Source organism: Arthrobacter sp. C152 (genome assembly GCF_054890965.1).
This window is the reverse complement of sequence record NZ_JBTZSU010000006.1, coordinates 1-17490: the sequence shown is the minus strand read 5'-3', so window position 1 is coordinate 17490 and position 17490 is coordinate 1. Positions and strand designations below refer to the sequence as shown.

Sequence of the window (17490 nt, the reverse complement as noted above, 5' to 3'; positions counted from 1 at the left end):
GACCTACGCTAGCCCACCTTCAGTAACTGTCCTTGAAGGCGCCGTCGTTTTCCGTCGTCGTTCGAGGAGCCGTTTCCCCGTCTGTCCTGTTGAATCAGCAGCCGTGACGGAATTTTGCGGATATGGCGGGTGAGTCTGATTGAGGCGTTTGATGGAGAGCCACCATATGACCGCTAATGGCACGGCCGCCCATGGTGCCCCGAAAATGGTAAGAGGCCAGGTCAGGCTAGCTGCAGCCAAATGCAGAGGCGGAGTTAGGTAGATCAAGCCAAAAGCGAACGTGGTCGAGACCCGCAAGAACGCGGATCCCTGTCGCTCCAGGAGGTACATAATGACTGGGACGAAAAGGATTGCGTCGTAAGTCGCGAGATGGGGTGAAAATGTCACCGTTGTGGCCAAAGTGGCTACCCAGACGTCGCGCACCGCAAGAGTGGAGCTCCATTTGACAATGTGGACGATAAGGATGGTGGCGCCGAGGGGAAGCGGCAGGAACGTTAGCAGAGGAGTTGCCCACGTACCCCATGTAGGTGGCAAGAACGCCTGGACGAGGGAGGGTAGTCCCACCATTTTCCAGGCCTGTCCCTGTTGCACCTCGTCCGTGTACAGGGGACTTGAAAGAGCGGCGAGCCATTGTTGCACGCCTTGCGATCCCACGAGCGCAAAAGAGAGGCCCAGGAGGAGGGAGCATGTGGTGGCGAAGGAGGCAAGTGCACGATAACTCCGCGTGGCCAGGAGTATTAGTGGAACAATCACGACCAGCTGTGGCTTAGCAAAGCCAAGTCCGAATACCGCGCCGGACCAAACCGGGTGGTTGCTTGTGATTAGCCGTATACCGATAAGCCAGACAGCGAGAATAAATGCCGAGTCCTGGCCGCCGCCGAGAAGTTCGAACACAACAGGCGAAGCAAGGACCGAGAGAATGACCGCGCCCTTCTTTCGTGCCAGGAGTCCAGGAGCGAGAGTCCTGAGGCTCAGCAGGCACCCGATTAGCAGGCTGGTGCTTATAGCGAGCCACAGGAGCCCGCTCACGTTGTAGGGGAGCAAAGCAAGCGGGGCATAAAACAGCGCAACAACCGGCGGCGAAACGAACCAGGAAAGCGGTACTTCGGTACCAACGCTTTCAGTTTGGAAAGCGCTTTGACGTTCCGGGTCGTACAGGTTGCCTGAAGCCGGTTCCAGCAGGAGACTACCGCCGGTCCAATGAGCAAGGTAGTCCGGCAGGAATGGGCCCTGGGCTCCGGGGTTCGAAATGCGCACAGCGGTCGATAACGCGATTCCGACTGCGGAAGCCACGGCAAAAAAGAGCGGATAAAGTCGGAGCCGTTCCGGCGTGATGAAGCGGTCAACTCGCTGAACCACACGGTGCAGATGGGCGCGAGCCCGGGGCAACGGACGAGATATGCGGTTAGGGGACCTCTGCGCCATGGAACGTGAGGCTACCCGACGAAGGCTCTTCGTCATCGCTGATTGGGGACAAGATTCCCGCAGGAATGACGAAAGACCGGCTTCGGCCAACCAACCTAGCGCACCGGCATTACAGGTACGCGGGCGCCGCCTCCACGCCGAAGTATTCCTCCAGCGTCGAAATCCCGCGGGCGGACATATCCGTGGCCGCCTCTACACCCACGAACCGCAGGTGCCACGGCTCGTAGTAGTAGCCCGTAATGGGATGCAGCATCCACGGATACCGCACCACGAACCCGAACCGGTAGGCGTTCGCCTTCGCCCACACGGCCGCGGGCTGGTCCGCGAAGCACGGCTGGAAGCTGCACGCGCCGCCGCCGTCGGCAATATCAAACGCCCAGCCCGTCTGGTGTTCCGAGTGGCCCGGCCGCGCGCTGGCCGTGTCTGCGTCGGCCTGCCCCCGCGCCGCTACATACCCGTTGTACGTAGTCACCTGCGTGCCGTACGACCGGTAGCCGCTCGCCAGGACCATCGCGACACCGTCCCGCGCGGCTGCCGCGAACATCGCCTCCGCCGCGGCAGCCGTCGTGCTGTTCAGCAGCGCCGCCTCACCCGAAGCGGAGATTGCGACGGCGGGACGCACCAAATCAGCCGGCGCATAGTCCGCGGGCGCCAGCGGACGGTGCTTGTTCACGATGACCCACTGGCTCGCCGGGTCCGTCAGCGAAAACTGCCGGCCCAGGCTGGCTGAGGGCGGCGCCGCCGGGGACGGCACCTCCGGTGACTGGCCCACGGTGGCGGCTTCCGGCGTCGTGCCCGGCGAAGCTGCCAGGGCTGTGGGGGAAACAGCGGCAGGGGAGGAGGCAACGGCGGACGACGACGGCACCGCCACGGGTGCCTCCGGCGTGCAGGCTGACAGGACAGTCAGCCCTGCGCCGGCCGCGAGGAAACGGGCGAAGCTGCGGCGGCTCGGGGAACCGCAGTTGTGGCACACCTGTGCTAAACCTTCCGCAGGAGCATCCGGCGGATCGAGTGGTCCGCCTCCTTGGTGAGCACCAGCTGCGCGCGGCCCCGGGTCGGCAGGACGTTCTCCTCCAGGTTGGGTTCGTTGATCCGCTTCCAGATGTCCCGGGCCGTGCTCTCCGCCTCTTCATCCGACAACGTGGCGTACCGGTGAAAGTAGGACTCCGGCTGCGCGAACGCCGTGCTCCGCAGCTTCCGGAACCGGTCCACATACCACTCCTCGATGTATGAAGTCTTGGCGTCCACGTAAATCGAAAAGTCGAAGAAGTCACTCAACGCCAGGCCCTGGCGGCCGTCATGCCGCGGCCGCGCCGGGGCCAGGACGTTCAGGCCCTCCACAATCAGGACGTCCGGACGGCGGACCACCACTTCCTTGCCGGGGACGATGTCGTACGTGACATGCGAGTACCAGGGCGCCCGGACCTCCTCCGCGCCGCTTTTGATCTCGCTGACGAACCGCAGCAGCGCCCGCCGGTCGTAGGACTCGGGGAAACCCTTCCGGTCCAGCAACTGCCGGCGCTTGAGCTCTGCCAGGGGATAGAGGAACCCGTCCGTGGTGATCAGCTCCACGTTCGGGGTTCCGGGCCAGCGGCGGAGCATCTCCCGCAGCACGCGCGCAATGGTGGACTTTCCGACGGCAACGGATCCGGCAACGCCGATGACGAACGGGGTGCGCTGGGTCTGCTCCCCCAGGAAGGTTGTGGTGGCCGCATGCAATTGCCCCGCGGCTTCGACATAAAGGTGCAGCAGCCGGGACAGCGGGAGGTAGACATCCCGGACCTCGTTGATGTCCAAGGGGTCGCCAAGACCACGAAGGCGCAGCACGTCCTCTTCATTAAGGGGCTGTTCCATCTGGGCTGCGAGCCGGGACCAGGTTTGCCGGTCCAGCTCCACGAACGGCGAGGCACCCTCCCCGTTCGCTTCGTTGCGTTGCGAAGTCACGCTAAAGATTCTGCCCCGCGCCCGCGCCATCACGAAATGGCGGCGACACGTCAGCGCGGCGGCGTGGTCACCTTCACGCCGAAGTCCTGGCGCGAACGCGCGTGGCGCTGACCGGCCCGTTTAGAGCAACCGGGCATGCTCCCGATAGTCTTGTGCCTATGTGTGGAATCGTGGGATACGTAGGCCGTTCGTCTGACGGTGCAATTAAGGGTCACAGTGCTTTGGATGTTGTCCTTGAGGGGCTGCGCCGCCTGGAGTACCGCGGGTACGATTCCGCCGGTGTGGCGGTGGTGTCCGAAGGGACCATCGAGTCGAGGAAGAAGTCGGGCAAGCTGACCAACCTGGTCGCCGAGCTGGAGGCCCGGCCGCTGCCGGCAGCCACCACCGGGATCGGGCACACCCGCTGGGCCACGCACGGCGGCCCCACGGACCGCAACGCGCACCCGCATCTGTCCGACGACGGCAAGCTCGCCGTGATCCACAACGGCATCATCGAAAACTTCGCCGAGCTCAAGCTCGAGCTGCTGGAAAAGGGTGTCACCTTCATCTCGGAGACCGATACCGAGGTCGCCGCAGCCCTGCTGGGCGACATCTTCCGGAACAAGCTCGGTGGTGACACGTCCAACGGTGGCCTGACCCGCGCCATGGAACTGGCCTGCCAGCGCCTCGAGGGCGCTTTCACGCTCCTGGCCGTGCACGCCGACCAGCCCGACGTCGTCGTGGCCGCGCGCCGCAACTCGCCGCTCGTGGTCGGCCTGGGCGAAGGGGAGAACTTCCTCGGCTCGGACGTCTCCGGCTTTATCGACTACACCCGCCGCGCCGTGGAGCTGGGCCAGGACCAGATCGTCACCATCACCGCTGACACGGTGGACATCACCGACTTCTACGGCAACCCGGCCTCCGGCAAGGAATACCACGTGGACTGGGACCCTGCCTCCGCGGAAAAGGGTGGCTTCTCCTCGTTCATGGAGAAGGAAATCCATGACCAGCCCGACGCCGTGGCGCAGACCCTGCTGGGCCGCTCGGACATCAAGGGCAAGCTGACCCTCGATGAGCTGCGGATTGACCCGGAGCTGCTGAAGAAGGTCGACAAGATCATCGTGCTGGCCTGCGGCACCGCCGCGTACGCCGGGACCGTGGCCAAGTACGCCATCGAGAACTGGTGCCGGATCCCCACGGAGGTGGAGCTGGCCCACGAGTTCCGCTACCGCGACCCCATCCTGAACGAGAACACCCTGGTGGTCTCCATCAGCCAGTCCGGTGAGACCATGGATACCCTGATGGCCGTCCGCTACGCCCGCGAGCAGGGCGCCAAGACGATCTCGATCTGCAACACCAACGGCTCCACCATCCCGCGCGAATCCGACGCCGTGCTGTACACGCACGCCGGCCCGGAAATCGCCGTCGCCTCCACCAAGGCGTTCCTGGCCCAGATCACCGCCGCCTACCTGCTGGGCCTTTACCTGGCCCAGCTCCGCGGCAACATCTTCTCCGGGCAGATCAAGGACGTCCTGGCGGACCTGAACAAGATCCCCGCCAAGATCCAGACCATCCTGGACAACGCCGGCCCGCTGCGTGAACTCGCGCGGAGCATGGCCAACGAGAAGTCCGTCCTGTTCCTGGGCCGCCACGTAGGCTACCCGGTGGCGCTCGAGGGCGCGCTGAAGCTCAAGGAAATCGCCTACATCCACGCCGAAGGCTTCGCCGCCGGCGAGCTCAAGCACGGCCCCATCGCCCTGATCGACGAGGGCCAGCCGGTGTTCGTGGTGGTCCCGTCCCCGCGCGGCCGCGACTCGCTGCACTCCAAGGTGGTCTCCAACATCCAGGAAGTCCGCGCCCGCGGTGCCCGCACGCTGGTGATCGCCGAGGAAGGCGACGAAGCGGTCAAGGCCTATGCCGAGCACGTCTTCTACGTCCCGGAGACGCCCACCCTGCTGATGCCGCTCCTGACCACCGTGCCGCTGCAGATCTTTGCCGCCGAACTCGCCGCCGCCAAGGGCTACGACGTGGACCAGCCGCGCAACCTCGCCAAGAGCGTCACCGTCGAATAGCAGAGATGCACGCAGAAGACCCCGGGCCCCACGGCCCGGGGTCTTCCGCGTTAAGGTCCAGCTTTTGCGCTATCGGCGGACAACTGGCTCAACCGGCGCGCGCCGGCTTCCGCCCGGGGGCGCCACCGTAGAATGAGCGCATGATCGTTGGCATTGGCGTAGACGTAGTAGACATCGAGCGGTTTGGCCGCCAGCTTGAACGGACACCGGGCCTGCGGGACCGCCTGTTCGTCCCCGCGGAACGGGAACTGAACACCCGGTCCCTGGCTGCCCGGTTCGCTGCCAAGGAAGCTGTAGCCAAAGTCCTGGGCGCCCCGGCCGGCATGAACTGGCAGGACTGCTGGATCGGCCTGGACCAGAACGGCCCCACCGTCCAGGTCAAGGGAACGGTGCTCGCCGTCGCCGAGGCCAAGGGCGTCAAGCGCTGGCACCTGTCCATCAGCCACGACGGCGGCATCGCCACGGCCACGGTCCTGGCCGAGGGCTGAGCCGGCGGCCCGCCGCATGATCAACGCCTACACCGGCACGCAGGTCCGGGCAGCCGAGCAACCCCTCCTCGACGCCGGGCTCGGCGACGCCCTCATGCAGCGCGCCGCACACGGCCTCGCCAACGCCGTGGTCCGCGAGCTCCAGGCCCGCGGAACACGGCTGTATGGCGCCGGCGTCGTGGTGCTCACCGGAAAGGGCAACAACGGCGGCGACGGCCTGTACGCCGGCGCCTTCCTTGCCGCCAGGGGAATGCGTACGACGGCGGTCCTCACCGGGGATGCCGCCCATCCAGCTGGTTTGGCAGCCTTTGAGCGCGCAGGCGGCCGGGTGCACCGGCTTACCCAGGCGGCACTTCCCGGGCTGGCAGCCGAAGCCGCCAGGGCCGACGTCGTTATCGATGCCATGCTTGGCACCGGCGCGAAGGGCGGCCTGCGGGGGACCGCCGCGGACCTCGTCCGTGCCCTGGGCGGGGACCGCAGGCGCGGCTTCGTGGTGGCGTGCGACCTTCCCAGCGGCATTGATGCCGATACCGGCGAAGCGTCCGCGCCGGTCCTCCCTGCTGACCTGACCGTCACCTTCGGCGGCGCGAAGACCGGCCTCCTGGCCGACCCCGGAGCGGACCATGCCGGCCGGGTCATCGTGGTGCCCATCGGGATCGAGGAGCACCTGCCGGGACCGTCGCTGCGCCGGCTTGGAGACGAAGATTTCGCACGCCTCCTGCCGCATCCGGCCCGGCGCGCCCACAAATACTCCCGGGGCGTGCTCGGCGTGGTGGCCGGTTCCGAGGACTACCCGGGGGCCGCGGTCCTGGCATGCCGGGGCGCGCTGGCCGCGGGCGTGGGCATGGTCCGCTACCTGGGGCCGCCCGCCGTGGCGGAGTTGATCCGCCAGTCCTGTCCCGAAGTGGTCTGCAGCACCGGCAGCGTGGCGGACAACCGGGTGCAGGCGTGGCTGGTGGGCTCGGGCATGGGACCGCAGGACCACGAGCAACTGGCCCGGGCACGGGACGCCATCGAATCGGGCCTTCCGGTCGTGGCCGACGCCGGCGCGCTGGCCGCACTTCCGGACAGGCTCGCACCGCACGTGGTGCTTACCCCGCACGCCGGCGAACTCGCCTCGCTGCTGCACCGCCTGGGCGGCGGGGAGGACCGGGAAGCCGTTGAAGCCGGGACGCTGGCCGCCGTGCGCCGGGCTGCGGACCGCACCGGAGCCACCGTCCTGCTCAAGGGCGCCACGACACTCGTCGCCGCACCCCACGGCGGGACCTTCAGCCAGGCCGACGGCACTCCCTGGCTCGCCACAGCGGGGAGCGGGGACGTGCTGGCCGGCGTCATCGGTGCGCTGCTCGCCCAGGCGGGGCCCGGCGTCGGGCACTTCAAGGCGCTTGGAATCGACGACGGCGACCGCTGGGCTGCGCTGGCCGCGCTGGGGGCCGCGCTGCACGGGCGTGCCGGTCGTGCAGCGTCCGACAAGGCCTCCGGCGGCCCGATCGCCGCCAGCGGAATCGCCGGTACTATACCCGAAACGTGGGGTAAGGTCAGCATGCTTAGTAACCCTGGAGCCAGGAAACGTAAAAGTCACAGCCAACCATTACGGTAGGCATTAGTTCGCACCAGCAGCAGGGGCGTTCCGATGCCCTCTGCTGCTGACCAACAATGAGGAGCACGATGGAAGTCTGGCCTGGAACTGCCTACCCGCTGGGGGCTACCTTTGACGGCACCGGCACGAATTTCGCCCTGTTCAGCGAACAGGCGAAGCGGGTCGAACTCTGCCTCCTGGCCGACGACCTCACCGAGACCCGGATCGAACTCACCGAGGTGGACGGCTATGTCTGGCACTGCTACCTCCCGCACATCCAGCCCGGCCAGAAGTACGGCTACCGGGTCCACGGCCCGTACGACCCCGCGGGCGGCAACCGGTTCAACCCCAACAAGCTGCTGATGGACCCCTACGCCAAGGCCATCCAGGGCCAGATCGACTGGGACCCGGCGCTCTTCTCCTACAACTTCGGCGACCCGGATTCCCGCAATGACGCGGACTCGGCGCCCCACACCATGCACGGTGTCGTGATCAACCCGTTTTTCGAGTGGGACGGCGACCGCCAGCTGCGGATCCCCTACCACGAGTCGGTCATCTACGAGGCCCACGTCAAGGGCCTGACCGAGCTGCACCCCGAAATCCCCGAGGAACAGCGCGGCACGTACGCCGGCGTGGCCCACCCGGCCGTCATCGAGCACCTGAAGAAACTCGGCGTCACGGCGATCGAGCTCATGCCGGTGCACCAGTTCGTCAACGACGGCACTCTCCAGGAGAAGGGTCTGAGCAACTACTGGGGCTACAACACGATCGGGTTCTTCGCCCCGCAAAACACCTACAGCTCCACCGGCGACGTGGGGCACCAGGTCCAGGAATTCAAAGCCATGGTCCGCGACCTGCACCGTGCCGGCATCGAGGTGATCCTCGACGTCGTCTACAACCACACCGCCGAAGGCAACCACCTCGGCCCCACGCTGTCCTTCAAGGGCATCGACAACCAGGCCTACTACCGCCTGGTGGACAACGACCTCAAGCACTACATGGACTACACCGGCACCGGAAACTCGCTCAACGTCCGGCACCCGCACTCCCTGCAGCTGCTGATGGATTCCCTGCGGTACTGGGTCACCGAGATGCATGTGGACGGTTTCCGCTTCGACCTCGCCTCCACCCTGGCGCGGGAGTTCTACGACGTGGACAAGCTCTCCACCTTCTTCGAACTCATCCAGCAGGACCCGATCGTGTCCCAGGTCAAGCTGATCGCCGAGCCGTGGGACGTCGGCCCCGGCGGCTACCAGGTGGGCAACTTCCCGCCGCAGTGGACCGAGTGGAACGGCAAATACCGGGACACTGTCCGTGACTTCTGGCGCGGCGAGCCCTCCACGCTGGGTGAATTCGCGTCCCGCCTCACCGGCTCCGCCGACCTCTACGAAAGTTCCGCCCGGCGCCCGGTGGCCTCGATCAACTTCGTCACCGCGCACGACGGCTTCACCATGCGGGACCTCGTCTCCTACAACGAGAAGCACAACGAGGCCAACGGCGAAGGCAACAACGACGGCGAATCGCACAACCGTTCCTGGAACTGCGGGGCCGAAGGGGACACCGACGACGAAAAGGTGCTGACCCTGCGCGCCCGCCAGCAGCGGAACTTCATCGCCACGCTGCTGCTTTCGCAGGGTGTGCCGATGGTGCTGCACGGCGACGAGCTGGGCCGTACCCAGCAGGGCAACAACAACACCTACTGCCAGGATTCCGAGCTGAGCTGGGTGCACTGGGAGGCCATGGACCAGCCCCTGGTCGAATTCACCGCGTTCGTCAGCAAACTCCGGCACGACCACCCAACGTTCCGGCGCAGCCGCTTCTTCGACGGCCGGCCGGTGCGCCGCGGCCAGGGCGAAAAGCTGCCGGACATCGTCTGGCTGAAGACCGACGGCACCGAGATGCTGCCCGAGGACTGGGGCAGCGGGTTCGGCCGGACCATCGGCGTCTTCTACAACGGCGACGGCATCCAGGAACAGGATTCGCGTGGCCGCAGGATCACCGATGACAGCTTCATCATGGCCTTCAACGCGCACGACGACGTTGTGGACTTCTGCCTTCCCTCCGACGAGTACTCGCAGTACTGGGAAGTCCTGATCGACACCGCCGCCCAGGCCGACGCCTACGAACCGCTGAAGGCGGGTGCCACGCTGAGGCTGGACGCCAAGTCCATGGTGGTGCTGCGCGCCTACTCCGGCCCTGAGGCTGAAGTGGACGTGTCCGCGGCCGCCTCCCTGGCTTCCATGGTGGAGCAGGAGGAAGCCCAGGAGGAGATGGTGGAAGCGCAGACCAAGGCAGCGGAGGCGAGCGAAGCGAGGGCAACCAAAGCGGGCGGGGCGAAGGCGGCCAAGAAATGAGAACGCCCGCTTCCACTTACCGGCTGCAGATCCGGCGCGGCTTCACCCTGTTCGACGCCGCCCGCCAGGTCCCGTACCTCAAGGACCTCGGCGTCGACTGGGTCTACCTGTCACCCATCCTGACGGCCGAACAGGGTTCGGACCACGGCTACGACGTGACCGATCCTTCCGCGGTGGACCCCGAACGGGGCGGCCCGGAAGGCCTGCTGGCCCTGTCCAAGGCCGCGCGGGAGCACGGCATGGGCGTCCTGGTGGACATCGTGCCCAACCACGTGGGTGTTGCCACGCCGGTCCAGAACCCCTGGTGGTGGTCCCTGCTGAAGGAAGGGCAGGCCTCGCCGTACGCCGAAGCGTTCGACGTCGACTGGGACCTGGGCGGCGGCAAGGTGCGGCTGCCGATGCTGGGCTCGGACGCGGACCTGGACAAGCTGGAGATCAAGGACGGCGAGCTCCGGTACTACGACCACCGGTTCCCGATCGCCGAGGGCACATACGCCGACGGTGATTCACCGCAGGAGGTCCACAGCCGCCAGCACTACCAGCTGATGGACTGGCGCCGCGCCGACGCGGAACTGAACTACCGGCGCTTCTTCGCCGTCACCACCCTGGCCGGCATCCGCGTTGAGGAACCCTCGGTCTTCGACAAGGCCCACGCCGAAGTAGGCCGCTGGTTCAACGACGGGCTCGTGGACGGTCTCCGGGTGGACCATCCGGACGGCCTGGCTGATCCCGCCGGCTACCTCCGGTGGCTCAAGGACCTCAGCGGCGGCGCCTACGTCCTGGTGGAGAAGATCCTGGAACCCGGTGAGGTCCTGCCGCAGGAATTCGCCTGCGAAGGCACCACCGGTTACGACGCCCTGGCGGACGTCGACCGGGTCTTCGTCGACCCGGCCGGGCAGCAGGCGCTGGATGCCCTCGATGCGAAGCTGCGCCCGGCTGCGCTGCCGGCTGACTACGCGGAGATGATCCGCGGCACCAAGCGCATGATCGCCGACGGCATCCTTCGGTCCGAGGTGCTGCGCCTGGCCCGGCTGGTTCCCGAGTCCTACGGGCTTGAGCTGGACCAGGCGGCGGACGCCGTGGCGGAGATCATTGCCTCCTTCCCTGTGTACCGGACGTACCTGCCCGTGGGCGCGGAAATCCTCAAGGAAGCGTGCGAGTCGGCTGCGGCGCACCGGCCCGACCTGGACGTCGCGGTGGGTACACTGCTTCCGCTGCTGCTGGACCCCGCCAACCCGATCGCCATCCGCTTCCAGCAGACCTCCGGCATGGTCATGGCCAAGGGCGTGGAGGACACCGCGTTCTACCGCTATACCCGGCTGGGTACCCTGACCGAAGTGGGCGCCGAACCCACCGAGTTCGCGGTGTCCCCCGAGGAGTTCCACCAGCGGATGCAGCGGCGGCAGCAGGACCTGCCGCTGTCCATGACTACCCTGTCCACCCACGACACCAAGCGCAGCGAGGACGCCAGGGCGCGGATCTCGGTTCTCGCCGAACTTCCCGGGGAGTGGGACGAAACGCTGGAAACGCTGCGCGGTCTGGCCCCGGTCCCGGATGGGCCGTACGAGAACCTGCTGTGGCAGGCCACTGTGGGCGCCTGGCCGGCCAGCCGGGAACGGTTGCAGGGGTACGCATCCAAGGCGGCGCGCGAGGCCGGGAACTCCACCAAGTGGACCGATCCCAACGAGGACTTCGAAGCGAAGGTGAAGGCCGCCGTGGACGCCGTCTTTGACGATCCCAGGGTTGCCACGGTGGTGGACGACTTCGTGGCCCGCATCGACGCTTTCTCCGCCGCCAACTCCGTCTCCGCCAAGCTGGTGCAGCTGACCATGCCCGGCGTCCCGGACGTGTATCAGGGGAGCGAGTTCTGGGAACGCTCGCTCACGGACCCGGACAACCGCCGGCCCGTGGACTTTGGTGCCCGCCAGGCAGAACTGGCAAAGCTCGACGCCGGCACGTTGCCGGCCGCGGGCACAGAGTCCAGCAAGCTCCTGGTCACCTCCCGTGCCCTGCGCCTGCGCCGGGACCGGCCCGAGTTGTTCCAGGGCTACGTTCCGGTGACGGCCACCGGAGCCGCCGCCGGACACCTGCTCGCGTTCTCCCGGGGCGCCGAAACATCCTCGGGCGCCCTGACCCTGGCCACGCGGCTGCCCGCGGGACTGGAAGCCGGCGGCGGGTGGCGGGACACCGCCGTCGAACTTTCCTCCGCCATGCGCGACGAACTCACCGGCGCCACCTACGGTGCCGGGCCCGTTTCCGTGGCGGAGGTCCTGGGTACCTACCCGGTGGCCCTGCTGGTGCCCGTGAATGGAGAAAAGGCATGACCCTGGTCAACGCTGGACCCGAGCGCTTCGACGTGTGGGCGCCGGAGGCTTCATCGGTGGTTTTGTTGGCTGACGGCCGGCACTATCCGATGCAGAAAAAGGACACGGCGCCGGGCTCGGAAGGCTGGTGGACGGCGCCCGACGCCCCGGCAGACGGCGACGTGGACTACGGCTACCTGCTGGACGGGGACACGCATCCGCTGCCCGACCCGCGGTCCCGGCGCGTGCCGAACGGTGTCCACGAACTCTCACGGACGTTCGACCCCGCAGCCCATGCCTGGCAGGACTCGGCCTGGCGGGGGAAGGACCTGCAGGGCTCGGTGATCTACGAGCTGCACGTCGGCACCTTCACGCCCGAAGGCACCCTCGACGCCGCAGCGGAAAAGCTCGGATACCTGGCGGACCTGGGCATCGACTTCGTGGAACTGCTGCCGGTCAACGGCTTCAACGGCACCCACAACTGGGGCTACGACGGCGTCCAGTGGTACGCCGTGCACGAAGGCTACGGCGGCCCGGCGGCCTACCAGCGGTTCGTCGACGCCGCCCACGCTGCCGGGCTCGGCGTCATCCAGGACGTGGTCTACAACCACCTGGGCCCCAGCGGCAACTACCTGCCCAGGTTCGGGCCCTACCTGAAGCAGGGTGACGCCAACACGTGGGGCGACTCCGTCAACCTCGACGGTCCCGGCTCGGACGTGGTGCGCGAATACATCCTGGACAATGCAGCGCTCTGGCTGCGGGACTACCACGTGGACGGGCTCCGCCTCGACGCCGTGCACGCCCTGCGGGACGAGCGCGCCGTGCACATCCTGGAGGATCTGGGCGCGCTGGGTGACGCCGTCGCCGCCGAGACGGGCCTGCCCAAGACCCTCGTCGCGGAATCGGACCTGAACAACCCCCGCCTGATCTACCCGCGGGAGGCCAACGGGTACGGCCTGGCCGGCCAGTGGAGCGATGACTTCCACCACGCCGTCCACGTGGACGTCAGCGGCGAAACGACGGGTTACTACTCGGATTTCGAGTCCCTGGGCGTGCTGGCCAAAGTCCTGCGCGATGGGTTTTTGCATGACGGCAGCTACTCCAGCTTCCGCGGCCGGCACCACGGCCGGCCCATCAATGGCGGCCTGGTACACCCGGCGGCGCTGGTGGTCTGCAACCAGAACCACGACCAGATCGGCAACCGGGCCACGGGGGACCGGCTCTCGCAGTCGCTCTCCTACGGACAGCTCGCCGTGGCCGCGGTCCTCACGCTGACCTCCCCGTTCACGCCCATGCTGTTCATGGGCGAGGAATATGGCGCCTCCACGCCGTGGCAGTTTTTCACATCCCATCCCGAACCGGAGCTCGGGAAGGCCACCGCGGAAGGGCGCATCAAGGAGTTCGAGCGCATGGGGTGGGATCCCGCCGTCGTGCCTGATCCGCAGGACCCGGAAACCTTCCGCCGGTCCAAACTGGACTGGTCCGAGGCCACCACCGGTGACCACGCGCGCCTCCTGGAGCTGTACCGGTCCCTGACGGCGCTGCGCCGCGGTCATCCGGAACTGGGCGGGCTTGGGTTTGGTGGGACGGAGGTTTCGTACGACGACGACGCCGGCTGGCTGCGGTTCCGGCGCGGATCCGTCGAGGTACTGGTGAATTTCTCCGACGCGAAGGCGGAGCTTGACGGCGTTTCGGGCGCGGTGCTCCTGTCGACTGACCAGGAGGCGGCCCTCGACGGCGACACCCTGGCATTCGGCCCCTGGAGCGCTGTGATCCTCGGCACACAACTGGCAGGATAGAAATATGACTTATTCAGCAGCGGAGAACCGCTACGACTCCATGCCCTACCGCCGCGTCGGCCGCAGCGGACTGAAGCTTCCGGCCATTTCCCTGGGCCTCTGGCACAACTTCGGCGACGACAAGCGCTTCGACGAACAGCGCGCCATCCTGCGCCGCGCCTTCGACCTGGGCGTCAACCACTTCGACCTCGCCAACAACTATGGCCCGCCCGACGGGTCCGCCGAAACCAACTTCGGCCGGCACCTGCGGGACGACTTCAAGCCGTACCGTGACGAGCTGGTGATCTCCACCAAGGCCGGCTACTACATGTGGCCCGGCCCCTACGGCGAGTGGGGTTCGCGCAAATACCTGATCTCCAGCCTGGACCAGTCGCTCCAACGGATGGGCCTGGACTACGTGGACATCTTCTACAGCCACCGGCCCGATCCCGAGACCCCGCTGGAAGAAACCATGGGCGCCCTGGACTATGCCGTGCGATCCGGCAAGGCGCTCTATGCCGGCATTTCCTCCTACACCCCGGAGCAGACCCTTGAGGCCGCCCGGATCCTCAAGGAACTGGGCACTCCGCTGCTGATCCACCAGCCCAGCTACTCGATGCTCAACCGCTGGACCGAGGACGGATCGCCGAACCTGTACGAGGTGCTTGACCAGGTGGGTGCCGGATCCATTGCCTTCTCGCCCCTGGCACAGGGCATGCTCACCGACCGCTACCTCAACGGCATCCCGGCCGATTCCCGCGCCGCGAAGGCCCGGTTCCTGTCCGAGGATTCAATCACCGAGGAGAAGCTGGACCGGGTCCGCGGCCTGCAGGGAATCGCGGAGGGCCGCGGGCAGTCGCTCGCCCAGATGGCCATCGCCTGGATCCTGCGGGACCAGCCCAAGGGTTCGCCTGTCACGTCCGCCCTGATCGGCGCCTCCAGCGTCCGGCAGCTGGAGGACAGTCTCGCCGCCATCAACAACCTGGCCTTCACGGACGAGGAACTCAACGCCATCGATGAATTCGCGGTGGAGTCGGACATCAACCTCTGGAAGCAGAAGGCCTGACAACGGCTTTCCTACAGCATGTTTTCTTACGGCGGGACCGGGCGCACGGCGCCCGGTCCCGCCGTGTTGGGTAGTATGAAAAGGCGCCGCGCGGCGCCGTGCCAGCCGGCCGCCGTCGTACTTCCCGCGAAGTCACCCCCGGCCGGCTGACGATCGTTCCAAAGGAGTTCCGTGTCTTCACATCCGATTCGTGTCGCAATCGTTGGCGTGGGTAACTGCGCCGCCTCGCTGGTCCAGGGCGTTGAGTACTATAAGGACGCTGACCCGAAGGCCACCATTCCTGGCCTCATGCATGTTGAGTTCGGCCCGTACCACGTCGGTGATGTGGAGTTCGTGGCGGCGTTCGACGTCGATGGCAAGAAGGTTGGCCATGACCTCGCCCATGCCATCGGCGCCAGTGAGAACAACACCATCAAGATCGCCGATGTCCCGCCGACCGGTGTCACGGTCCAGCGCGGCCACACCCTGGATGGTTTGGGCCGGTACTACCTGGAGACCATCGAGCAGTCCACCGAAGAGCCGGTTGACGTTGTCCAGGCGCTCAAGGACGCCAAGGTTGACGTCATGGTCTGCTACCTGCCGGTCGGTTCGCAGGAGGCCGCCGAGTTCTACGCGCAGTGCGCCATCGACGCCGGCGTGGCGTTCGTGAACGCCCTGCCTGTCTTCATCGCCGGCACGAAGGAATGGGCTGACAAGTTCACCGCCGCCGGTGTCCCGATTGTCGGTGACGACATCAAGAGCCAGATCGGTGCCACCATCACGCACCGCGTCATGGCCAAGCTGTTCGAGGACCGCGGCGTCACCCTGGACCGCACCTACCAGCTCAACGTCGGCGGCAACATGGACTTCAAGAACATGCTGGAGCGTGACCGGCTGGAGTCCAAGAAGATCTCCAAGACGCAGGCCGTCACCTCCAACGTCGAGGCCGAGCTTGCGGCCAAGGACGTCCACATCGGCCCGTCCGACTACGTGCAGTGGCTTGATGACCGCAAGTGGGCGTTCGTGCGCCTGGAGGGCCGGAACTTCGGTGACGCCCCGGTGTCGCTGGAGTACAAGCTGGAGGTCTGGGACTCGCCCAACTCGGCCGGCGTGATCATCGACGCGATCCGTGCGGCCAAGATCGGCCTGGACCGAGGCATCGGCGGCCCACTGCTGTCCGCATCGAGCTACTTCATGAAGTCCCCGCCGGAGCAGTTCAACGACGACCTCGCCCGCGAGAAGGTCGAAGCCTTCATCCGCGGCGACCTCGAACGCTAACCGCTCCTACAGTTCTTGCCGGAAGCGCTCCCTCACCTCCGGGTAGGGGAGCGCTCCCGCTTAACACGCCCGCTCACTTCTGACAGGTCTTCCACTCACCCCTGCTCACCTTTGACGCGTTTACCCGGAACGCCCGCTCACCTTTGGTAGCTTTCGGGCGGACGAGCCCTCACTGGAGTGGGATTTGTCCGGCTCCATCTAATGCCTGTTAGCGAATCCCGAATTGACAGTGGAATCCGCCACGGAACTCCTCAAAGCCCGCTTGATCTTCTTGATGGCGGGGGCGAAATCGTCCTCCTGATCGGCCTTGTCGATGATGACAACGGTCCACCCGGCCGCATCGAAGGACCTGTCCCTCCTCCGATCGCTTATTCGCTGCCGTTCGCGGAGGTGGTGGCCGCCGTCGTACTGGATGGCAATTCTGCGGAGTCGAAAGCCGAGATCGCAGGAGGGCGATCGGGAGTCCTCAGGACGAAGTTTTAGCTGCAACTCCGGCTCGGGGAGGCCCGCATTCAACATGGCTAGTCGAAGGAACGTTTCAGGAGCAGAGTCGGATCCTACGCGCATCAAGTCCAGTGCGTTTCTCGCTCGGACTACCCCTTGCAGGTTCGGATGCCCGTCAATGAGCGACCGGAGTTCCTCAATTGTTGCGTAGGGGCTCTCCCTGCCTTCTTCGAGGTCAGGACGGGGCTGGCGAATCAGTTCGTCTCCCATCGCCACCAAGTCGCCCAAGGGCAACTGTCTTGCCATGTCCAGCCACGTCCGCGCCCGGGTGCTGAACCAAATCCCCTCGACAAACTCAACTTCGCCAGGCCGCACTATGACCCGATGACCATGAATTCCTTTCCTGCGTGCTCCCGGAAGTGCCGTGGGCTTGCTGAGATGCAGTTCGTTGGAGTCGGACAACCAAGGGGGCAAGACAGAACTGCGAAGTCGAGCCGCCGTAACATGTGAAATCCATGCTCCTGGCGTTGCCTCCGACAATGCGCGGGCGGCGTCCTCAAGATGGAAGTTCCACGCGGCGGGGCGATAGAGTCCCCGACTGACGTGTTCAACGTCAACGCGCCGCAAGCGGTTGTGGTTCAGGCCGGCGCTCTTGGATCTTTCGACCGTGAAAGGCCTGCTGGCCAAGTGTGCGGGCAAGGGCAGATGGGGTCGCATACTGCATTCTCATGCAAGTGGCCGACAGCTGCGCGGAGTTATCCACAAGCCCCTGCAGTCCAAGAACGGAACTTTGGCCGACGT

12 protein-coding genes are annotated in these 17490 nt (G+C 66.2%); 8 read left to right on the top strand and 4 right to left on the bottom strand.

The features are described from left to right. Positions 1-3: 3 nt before the first annotated feature. The 3 genes from ACYSM9_RS05805 to coaA all read right to left on the bottom strand — a co-directional run bounded on the left by ACYSM9_RS05805 (position 4) and on the right by coaA (position 3399). Positions 4-1425 carry a glycosyltransferase family 87 protein gene (locus ACYSM9_RS05805; protein WP_461856219.1) on the bottom strand — a complete coding sequence of 474 codons (1422 nt, stop codon included), beginning with the start codon at positions 1423-1425 and terminating at the stop codon, positions 4-6. Between the two features lie 109 nt (positions 1426-1534). Next, positions 1535-2398 carry a M15 family metallopeptidase gene (locus ACYSM9_RS05800; protein ID WP_461856059.1) on the bottom strand — a complete coding sequence of 288 codons (864 nt, stop codon included), beginning with the start codon at positions 2396-2398 and terminating at the stop codon, positions 1535-1537. Positions 2399-2403: 5 nt separating this feature from the next. Further along, complete coding sequence (gene coaA, locus ACYSM9_RS05795) at positions 2404-3399, bottom strand: type I pantothenate kinase (RefSeq protein ID WP_461856218.1); 996 nt, start codon at positions 3397-3399, stop codon at positions 2404-2406. A gap of 128 nt (positions 3400-3527) precedes the next feature. Here coaA and glmS point away from each other — a divergent pair, with 128 nt between their 5' ends. From glmS to ACYSM9_RS05755, 8 genes are all read left to right on the top strand, one after another. Continuing rightward, positions 3528-5420, top strand: coding sequence for a glutamine--fructose-6-phosphate transaminase (isomerizing) (gene glmS, locus ACYSM9_RS05790; protein ID WP_461856217.1), 1893 nt, complete (start codon positions 3528-3530; stop codon positions 5418-5420). Positions 5421-5560: 140 nt separating this feature from the next. Further along, positions 5561-5908, top strand: a complete 348-nt coding sequence (locus tag ACYSM9_RS05785) for a holo-ACP synthase (protein WP_018760400.1) — start codon at positions 5561-5563, stop codon at positions 5906-5908. A 16-nt stretch (positions 5909-5924) separates the two neighbouring features. Next, a complete protein-coding gene (locus ACYSM9_RS05780; protein WP_461856058.1) occupies positions 5925-7508 on the top strand; it encodes an NAD(P)H-hydrate dehydratase in 1584 nt (527 codons plus the stop codon). Positions 7509-7576: 68 nt separating this feature from the next. Next, positions 7577-9841, top strand: coding sequence for a glycogen debranching protein GlgX (glgX, locus tag ACYSM9_RS05775; RefSeq protein WP_461856057.1), 2265 nt, complete (start codon positions 7577-7579; stop codon positions 9839-9841). Beyond that, positions 9838-12165: a malto-oligosyltrehalose synthase gene (treY, locus tag ACYSM9_RS05770; RefSeq protein ID WP_461856056.1), complete on the top strand. Its 2328-nt coding sequence runs from the start codon at positions 9838-9840 to the stop codon at positions 12163-12165. The genes glgX and treY overlap by 4 nt, the downstream gene beginning before the upstream one ends. Further along, a complete protein-coding gene (gene treZ, locus ACYSM9_RS05765; RefSeq protein ID WP_461856055.1) occupies positions 12162-13943 on the top strand; it encodes a malto-oligosyltrehalose trehalohydrolase in 1782 nt (593 codons plus the stop codon). The genes treY and treZ overlap by 4 nt, the downstream gene beginning before the upstream one ends. Positions 13944-13947: 4 nt before the next feature. After that, on the top strand, positions 13948-14988 hold the full coding sequence (gene mgrA, locus ACYSM9_RS05760; protein ID WP_461856054.1) for an L-glyceraldehyde 3-phosphate reductase: 1041 nt from the start codon (positions 13948-13950) through the stop codon (positions 14986-14988). 171 nt (positions 14989-15159) lie between these two features. Continuing rightward, positions 15160-16245, top strand: a complete 1086-nt coding sequence (locus ACYSM9_RS05755; protein ID WP_461856053.1) for an inositol-3-phosphate synthase — start codon at positions 15160-15162, stop codon at positions 16243-16245. 198 nt (positions 16246-16443) lie between these two features. Here ACYSM9_RS05755 and ACYSM9_RS05750 read toward each other — a convergent pair whose 3' ends face one another. Continuing rightward, positions 16444-16977, bottom strand: a complete 534-nt coding sequence (locus ACYSM9_RS05750) for an endonuclease domain-containing protein (RefSeq protein WP_461856052.1) — start codon at positions 16975-16977, stop codon at positions 16444-16446. Between the last annotated feature and the right edge of the window lie 513 nt (positions 16978-17490).